Annotated in this window: 4 protein-coding genes and 2 pseudogenes; 2 read left to right on the top strand and 4 right to left on the bottom strand. The window is 57.7% G+C overall.

Annotated features, from left to right (window positions below; translation table 11 throughout):
- A pseudogene (locus tag IGS51_RS19495) lies at positions 1-1580 on the top strand (hypothetical protein); the annotation flags it as partial.
- Positions 1581-1722: 142 nt separating this feature from the next.
- Here IGS51_RS19495 and IGS51_RS19490 read toward each other — a convergent pair.
- A complete protein-coding gene (locus IGS51_RS19490) occupies positions 1723-5091 on the bottom strand; it encodes a DEAD/DEAH box helicase (protein WP_297080453.1) in 3369 nt (1122 codons plus the stop codon).
- A 541-nt stretch (positions 5092-5632) separates the two neighbouring features.
- Here IGS51_RS19490 and IGS51_RS22435 point away from each other — a divergent pair.
- A pseudogene (locus IGS51_RS22435) lies at positions 5633-5944 on the top strand (N-acetyltransferase family protein); the annotation flags it as partial.
- Positions 5945-6250: 306 nt separating this feature from the next.
- On the opposite strand, the gene IGS51_RS19480 reads toward IGS51_RS22435, so the two are convergent.
- The 3 genes from IGS51_RS19480 to IGS51_RS19470 all read right to left on the bottom strand — a co-directional run.
- Positions 6251-6472, bottom strand: coding sequence for a hypothetical protein (locus tag IGS51_RS19480; RefSeq protein WP_172357777.1), 222 nt, complete (start codon positions 6470-6472; stop codon positions 6251-6253).
- A 113-nt stretch (positions 6473-6585) separates the two neighbouring features.
- Positions 6586-6873, bottom strand: coding sequence for a hypothetical protein (locus tag IGS51_RS19475; protein ID WP_297080451.1), 288 nt, complete (start codon positions 6871-6873; stop codon positions 6586-6588).
- Positions 6874-7155: 282 nt separating this feature from the next.
- The coding region (locus IGS51_RS19470) for a bluetail domain-containing putative surface protein (RefSeq protein ID WP_297080450.1) at positions 7156-7674 on the bottom strand (519 nt) is incomplete at its 5' end.

Below are 7674 nucleotides of genomic sequence, written 5' to 3'. Positions count from 1 at the left end.
AGGTCGGCTTGCAGTGGCAGCGGGCGGGACAGTCGTTTTCTGCAAGGCCGCGCCTGCGATGGAGTCCTGATGCCAGCCTAGCCGATGTCCGCGTGGTGAATAATGGGCAAATTGTGACTACGGTGCTAAATCCAGCAATAAAGGAGCCGGGAGGAATTGCGATCGCTGCCCGTCGATTAACCGCTCGAAATGCACAGTTTTTAGCAGGCAGCAGCGGAGCCAATGCAGGCGTAATTTCGCTGATTGCCAGTGAGCGGCTTGATCTGCAAAATATTTCCGCCATTGCAACGGAGGCCACAAACGGAAACTCTGGAGACATCACCTTCTCAGCGCCAAACATTACCCTGTCAAACACTTACGTTTTCTTCAACACACAAATTGAAGGGAACGCCGGAACGCTGCGAATTCAAGCTAGCGATACCCTAATACTTCGCAACTCAACGCAACTCCGCAGTGAAGTTGATGGCAGGGGAAACTCTGGCAGCATCATTTTGCAGGCTGGACGCTATCTAGAGATTGACAACAACACTGCCATTGACTTGTTCACTGGCGATGGTCAATTTGGCAACATTGAAGTCTTTAGCGGCGGGGATTTAACGCTGGACAACCAGAGCCGCCTCTCAGCCCAGACCGGGGGAAGCGGCAGCGCAGGCGATGTAGTAGTGCAGGCAACAGGCTCGATTGTGATGCGCGGGATGTCTCAAATCGACAGCTCTTCCTTTGCAAATACTCGCCAGCCTGGTCTTTTTGGCAATGCAGGTAATGTCCGTTTGCAAGCAAGCCATATTCTGCTTGATCAGAAAAGTAAAATTACGACTGTTGTTTCTGTTCCCCAAGGACAGGGGGGAAATGTGATTGTAGAAGGGCGATCGCTCCTCCTCAGAAATGGCAGCAGAATCTCCAGCAGGGCTGACATTGATGAACGCCTTGGCGGTAGCAATGGAGGGAATATTTTTATCAATGCGGATGTGATTGCGGCGGTGGCCTCGGAAAACAGCGACATTGATGCCAGTGCTGTCGATGGGCGGGGTGGATCAGTTGATTTAACCACTCAGGGCCTCTTTGGTATCGTCTTTCGCCCAGCGCCAACTGATCGCAGCGATATCACTGTTAACTCCAGATTCGGGACGGATGGCACAGTCACGATCAACGGGTTAGTGGTTGACCCCAGCCAGGGTCTAGTCGAACTGCCCGCCCAACCTGTAGATGCCTCGCGGCTGATCGCCAGAGGGTGTGGTACAGCAGGCACGGCGATCGCCCTGGCCCAACGAGAATTCGTCGTCTCTGGGCGGGGCGGGCTACCTGCTGCACCAGGGGACTTGCAAGGAAGTGGGGCGATCGCCGCAAGCTGGGCCGATCCAGGATCACCAGGTTATTCTGCTAATCGACCGCTCCGACCCTCCAACCCACCCCAAGCTCTCCCTTCCCCAGCGCCCCTCACCGAGGCTCAAGGCTGGATTCGCGACGACAGCGGGCAGGTGCGGCTGGTGGCGGAAGTGCCAATGGCAGCAGGCAGCCAAATCGCCTCAGTGGCCTGTGCGTCCGGTGGGCCCGATTCCCCGGAGTCACACTCCGAATGAGCCTGCTGAAAGTCCCGCGCACCCTGGACTGGAAATTGAAAATCGAAAATTGAAGATCGAAAATCGAAAATTCAAAGAGCGTGCTGAAAGTTCCGCGCACCCTGGACTGGCAATCCAAAATCCAAAATCGCTAACCAAACGGCTACTCATCAATAATGGCGCTCCGATCTAGCAGGAGGAGTTGCCGCAACTGATCGGTGTCGAGTTCCGTCAGCCAGTTTTCGCCCGTGCCGACGACCTGTTCTGAGAGGGCTTTTTTGCTTTCGATCAGGTCGTGGATGCGCTCTTCCAGCGTGCCCGTGCAGACGAATTTGTGAACCTGGACATTGCGGGTTTGCCCGATGCGAAAGGCACGGTCGGTAGCCTGATTCTCCACGGCGGGGTTCCACCAGCGGTCATAGTGAAAGACGTGGTTGGCGCGAGTCAGGTTTAAACCCACGCCGCCGGCCTTCAGCGACAGGATGAAGATGCGCGGGCCCTGGGGGTCGTTCTGGAAGCGATCGACCATTTCCTCGCGCTGCTTCTTGGAACTGCCGCCGTAGAGGAAGATCACTTCCCGTTTGAACTGCTGTTCTAGATACGCCTGAAGCTGCTTGCCCCACTTGGCAAACTGGGTAAAGATCAGCGTGCGATCGCCCTCCGCTAGCAGTTCCTCCAGCATCTCCGTCAGCCGTTGTAGCTTACCCGACCCAGCCAAAAACGCCGTGGGGGATTCCATCTCCGGGGGAACCTTGCCGTCCTCTTCGTCCTCTTCCATTTGCAGCAGCACGGGATGGTTGCAGACCTGTTTCAGCCGGGTCAGGAGCGCCAGAATCATGCCGTGGCGCTGGATGCCGTCGGCAGACTCGATCTGTTCCAAAGATCGATCGACAAGGCGCTGATAGATTGCCGCTTGCTCCGCCGTGAGGCCGCAAAAGACCGTCATTTCCTGTTTTTCGGGCAAATCCTGGATGATGTCGCGGTCGGTCTTGAGGCGGCGCAGGATGAAGGGCTGGACGAGCGATCGCAGGATTTTTAGCGAATCTGTGTCGCCATAGCGCTCAATCGGCACGCTGAACCGCCGCTGAAAGAAGTTGCGCGGGCCCAAGTAGCCCGGATTGAGGAAATCCAGAATCGACCATAGCTCCGACAGGCGGTTTTCCACCGGAGTCCCCGTCAGGGCAATCCGAAACTGAGCATCCAACTGACGCACCGCCTGGGATTGTTTGGCTTCGGGGTTTTTAATATTCTGCGCCTCGTCCAGCACCACGCCTTGCCAGGAAACGCGCTTCAGGTCTTTTTCATCGCGGTAGACCAGGGCATAGCTGGTGATCACCAGATGGTAGCGTTGGGCAGTGCGGGCAAACTCTGCGCCCTGGGGACGCTTGTCGCCATGCTGCACCCACACGCGCAGGCTGGGGCCAAACCGCTTCACTTCTCGCTCCCAGTTGCCCAGCACAGAAGTCGGGCAAACGAGCAAGACAGGCTTTTCCAACTGTTCCGTTTCCTGCAAGTGCAGCAGTAGAGCAATGAGCTGAATGGTTTTGCCCAGACCCATGTCGTCCGCGAGGCACGCGCCCAAACCCCACTGCTCCAAAAATGCCAGCCAGGATGCGCCGCGAAGCTGGTAGGGCCGCAACTCGCCCTGAAAGCCTTTCGGCGTAGGAATTAGCGATAGGTTTTGGTTGCCCGTAGTAAGGGTGCTGATCAGGTCTTGCAGTGCGCCTGAGGCTTCAAAGCTGACCACGGGCAGCTTTTCGATGGTCTGCGTGTCGCCCGTGCTGATGCGGAGCGCGTCTTCTAGAGACAGCGCCATTTGGTCTTTGCGGCTGGCAAAGAAGTCTTGGGCAGCGCGGATGTCCTGCGGGCGCAGTTCCACCCATTCGCCGTTGATCTCCACCAGCGGCGTGTTCAGCGCCACCAGCCGATCAAATTCTGCCTTGGAAATGCGCTGTCCGCCGATGGTCAGTTCCCATTTGAAATTCAGCAGACTTTTTAGTCCCATGCCCGCGCTGCCTTTGGGGGCTTCGGCACGGACGCTCAGCCCCAGACGGTTTGCCCAGCCCTGCTCCTGCGACAGGCTCGGCGGCAGCACCACGCCAAAGCCGCTGTCTTGCAAGCGCCACGCGGTCGAGCGGATGAATTCGTAAACTTGCAGGGGATTCAGTCGGCAAGACTGTGGCTGGGAGGTTTGCAGGCTGGGTTCGAGGACAGGATAGAGGCGGGAAGCCAGGCCCAGCCCGGCCAGCAGCGTTTCCTGGGGATGGGGAATGGTGCGCTCTAGATAGACCAGCCGATCCACCGGGTTGCTCCAGATCGTGCGGGCGCTGAGGAGGAATTCGGGGTCATCGGTGGCTTGCAGGAAGTATTCCAGCGTCCAGTCCGTCTGTCCGGCGGCGGGGGGATGCAGGTAGAAGCAGGTGCGGAAGGCGGCGATCTGCTGGTTTAGCACCGAGGCGATGGGTGCTGTCCACTGGGTCAGCGCAGATTGCAGACGCTCGATGCGGGCAGGCTCGGCGGCGATCGCCCCGTCCTCGTCGCCCAGCGCTTGCAGCCATTCTCGCAGGGCAATGTCTTTGGGCAGGGGGGCAGCAGGGGGGGGCTGAGCGGCGATCGCCTCTCGAATTTGCGCCTCCGTCACCCGGTTGAGAAAATCCAGTAGCACCAGCCGAGCCGCTGGAAAGGGAGATTCTGCGTCGTCTGCATCGTCTGCATCGTCTGGGGCGCTGTGGGGAAGCTGGTAGGTGCGGCAGGCGGGCGGCATCCGGCGGGAGAACTGCTGGAGGCGCGTCTGATCGACCTCGCTATCCAGCAGCACTTGCCAGGTGGCGATCGCCGCTCCATCTTGCAGCCGCAGCCCTGGCAAAAACTTGGCCCGTGCCAGCAGATCCAGGCTCCATCGTGCTGCGTGCGACCAAAAGCGCAAATCCCCACTGATAAAAGAGTCTGCATCGCCCACTGTAGATAGGGGCAGCGAATTTAGCAATTGAAACGCTTCTAGCGGCGACAGCAGCAGCCCCTCGATCTGCCAGGGGTGCAGTTCCAGCGAGGGCGATCGCTCGGTTCCGTCTGTTTCGCCATCGGGCAGTGCAACGGAATACTGCGGCAGGCGAGACGTTTCACCCTCGCTCTCGTTCACGTAGGTCGGCAAGAAGAGGCGCAGGGTTTGCCAGCGGACTTTGAGCATCGCGGGCGACGGCTCTAGCGTGGCGGTGCGCTTGCGTCCTCGCCCCCTAGCGGGGGGGACGGGTTCTGCCAAGGGCACATCGGCGACCGGCCAAGCAAGCCGATGGGATTGGTCGAGCGATCGCAACAAATCCAACAACTCCGCCCGCGACAGCGCAAAGGGGTGGCGCAGAATATTGCGGGCTGTGTCTCCCTCCCCAAGGCGATTCGTTTCGACCCGCCGCCAGGTTTCACCCCAGATCAAAAATTGCCCGCCTGCGGACTGCGCTGATGATTTGCCGGATTCTGACGTGTTTGGAGAGGAAACCTGGGGCTGAAATAGCCAGCTACCGTGTAAGATTGCCATGCGAGCGGAGAACGATGCAATGAGCAGTGCTGAACTGGGACAAAATGCTGGACAAGACGCGGGAAAGCCTGAAATTGGGAAGATTGAGACAAGGACTGAGACATGGATTGAAATGCAGCCAGAGGCCCAATCTGAGCTTGGTTCGCCCCTACCCCTGGCGCTGCCGATTCGGAAAACCTTGCCCAATGGGGCGATCGCCGAACTGGATACCCTGCGCCCAGAAGAAACCGAAGCCGTTCGGGCGCTGCTGAACTATTTTGTAACGTCATCAGGAACCGAAGGATTAACCTATCCCCATGCTCAGCCCCTCTCTCCGTCAGAGTTTGCGGCCTATTGGCTGAGCCGGGATGCGTTCGTGGTGCGGGCTGTGGGGGATGCACCGCCGCCTGTATCTCAGGATACGTCACCCAAAGAGATGTTAGTCGAAGCGATATCGCAAGAAATGTCGCTCAAAGACCCGTTGCCACAGAATCTATCGTTAGACAAGACCTCAACCGATACTTCACCGAACCGCGCATCGCCTACTACGCCTGCGCTTGGGGAAGTCTTGGGAGCTTTTTACCTAAAGCCCAACTTTCCCGGTTGGTGCAGTCATATCTGCAATGCTGGCTTCATTGTACAACCTGCCATGCGAGGTCAGGGAATTGGCCGCTGGATGGCAGAAACCATGCTGGCGATCGCCCCCACCAAGGGCTACACCGCCGTCATGTTCAACCTAGTCTTTGCCACCAACGAGCCATCGCTCAACCTGTGGCGATCGCTCGGCTTTTCCACCCTTGGTCGCGTTCCCCAAGCCGCTCGGCTACCCGACGGCGCAAGCGTTGATGCGATTATGCTTTACCGAGCGCTATAAAGTCTGCCACTCTGAAAAGTTGTGCGTCTAGAGTTGCGTGTCTAGAGTTGCGTGTCTAGAGTTGCGCGTCTAAAGAATCGCCAATCTACAAGTCTTGCCAATCTCAGCAAGAGAGGGATGTGCTGTAACTATCGGGCGCATCCCAGCTATGCAAGTTTACCCTCATCCCCCAGCCTCTTCTCCCAAAACGGGAGAAGGGAAGCCGGATTGGAAGTCCCTCTCCCGCTTTGGGAGGGGATTTAGGGTGAGAGTTGCAAAAGTGGGATATACCCGATGTGCTGTCCCCCGCGTCTGGCCGATCAGACCTCAAGATTCCAGTGTGCAGTTGGGGAATCGCCCTAATTGATTGGCTTCCACAATCGCGTTGCGACACGTCAGGGCGCTCTTGCCCGTCTTTCGAGAAAGCTCACGCAGATTAATCACCGGATGGCTGCTTTCCGCCGCTTGCAGATATAGCTCATAGGCCACTTCCAAAACCTGGTGATTAAGCACGAGGGGCGTGACCGTCGCTTCGACCAGATTAAACACAGGAACTCTCCCAATCCATGAAGCAAAGGTTTAGGCAACAGGGCTGATGTCGATCAGCATAAGGGGATTGTCACCGAATTTCTGGGCCTTTGCTTCTGTAAAAAGGAGGGCTTCTAGGGTCTATCGAAGGGTGGATCGTCGGACTCTAGCGGCTCTGCATCAAACATCTCTGCATCAAACGGCTCTGCATCAAACGGCTCTGCATCAAATAAATGTGGAGGAAATAACACCGCTAGACTGACGGGCAGATGTCCCACCGCGCTGATAAATTCCTGGGCATCGATGATGTCCTCTTGCAGCCATTCGTGCAGCAGGCGGGCGATCGCCATGCAGGCCGCCTCAGTCGGGTCGCTGGGAGCGGGCGTTTCATCGCGCCCATCTTGGCAGAACGGGTTAGACATATGGCACGTTGCTCCTGTGGAATTTGGGGGAGAGTCTTCGGGCTTAGGGATGCTGATCTGCCCCATACCTATAGGTCTTCACTAAAAATGGATTGAATTACGCATGGAGCAGATCACTTTACGCTGCTGCCTGATCTCCATGCCCCAAGTGGCGCTACGAAGGAAGATGCCAGAAGCCCCCGCAGACGCTCGACTGGCAATCCAAATCGCAAATCCAAAATCGAGAATCGATACAACCCTGACTATCTATCTCGTGGCTATCTATCTAGGAATTACGCAGCGTTATGCAAAATAGTTTCTGACAGACAGAACCCCCGGCTGCTCATCCCCCGGACGGAACTGAATGCCCGTCACCTCTACCAGCAGGTCGTTGTTCGGGCGAAAGGCGGCTCTGTTGTCGTTGACCGAGAGGTAGGTCTGACCCTGAAACTCGAAGAATAGTGCCTGGTTTGCCCCAAGCCGCTGATTTCCGGGCTGGCTGGGGCGCGTGTCGGCATAGGCAGCACTGACAGCCTGGGCCAGCGTGGTGATGCCCGGTTGGTTGATTACGCCGACGTTAAACAAGGCTCTGGGCAATTCCCGCGTTTTCAGCCGATTGTCAAAATCAAGCTGAATGCGATCGCCCTCGGTGGGGTTAAAGTCGGTTATCCGGTCGGGGGCCCGCAGCAGCGAGGTTCGGAGCGCCTGGGTGCGGTTGCGTCCCGAAAACACAAAGCGATCGGCTCCCGCATCGCCCGTCAGCACGTCGGCTCCGGGGCCGCCGATTAGCACGTCCCGCCCCGGGCCGCCTAGCAGCGTATC

Origin of the sequence: Thermoleptolyngbya sp. M55_K2018_002 (assembly GCF_015295965.1) — a bacterium.
Lineage (GTDB): Bacteria > Cyanobacteriota > Cyanobacteriia > Elainellales > Elainellaceae > Thermoleptolyngbya > Thermoleptolyngbya sichuanensis.
Note: the sequence above shows the minus strand (reverse complement) of the source record. Positions and strands in the feature narration are given on the sequence as shown.

Bases quoted from the DNA above. Each gene is read 5' to 3' on its own strand.
- IGS51_RS19490 (WP_297080453.1), bottom strand. From the start codon at position 5,091: ATGGCAATCTTACACGGTAGCTGGCTATTTCAGCCCCAGGTTTCCTCT.
- IGS51_RS19475 (WP_297080451.1), bottom strand. From the start codon at position 6,873: ATGTCTAACCCGTTCTGCCAAGATGGGCGCGATGAAACGCCCGCTCCC.